This is a genomic window from Massilia sp. CT11-108 (assembly GCF_047302915.1).
GTDB lineage: Bacteria > Pseudomonadota > Gammaproteobacteria > Burkholderiales > Burkholderiaceae_D > Telluria > Telluria orientalis.
In genome coordinates this window covers 1-255 of record NZ_JBKYMO010001611.1, presented here as the reverse complement: position 1 = coordinate 255, position 255 = coordinate 1, and the positions used below count along the sequence as shown (strand labels likewise).

At 73.7% G+C, this 255-nt stretch carries 1 protein-coding gene; it reads right to left on the bottom strand.

The annotated features are described in order from the left end of the window. Window positions 1–255 (bottom strand): 2-oxo acid dehydrogenase subunit E2 (locus ACEN88_RS35775; RefSeq protein ID WP_413347133.1); only part of this gene is annotated, 255 nt, incomplete at both ends.

Genomic DNA, 255 nt, shown 5'->3' with positions numbered 1-255 from the left:
CGCCTTCCGCCAGCATGCGCGCCTCGCGCCCAAGCTCGGCCGCGCTCTTGCGGTCGGCGTTGCGCAAGACCGGCACCATCAACCCGTCGTCCAGGCTGACCGCCAGGCCCAGGTTCACGTCGTCCAGCAGCTCGATGTCCTTCTCGCGCATGCGGGCGTTCAGGCGCGGGTGCGCGCGCAGGCACAGCGCGACGGCGCGCAGCACGTACGCGGTCAGGCTGACCCGCTCGTCGTCCGGCGCCGCCGCGCTGTGCC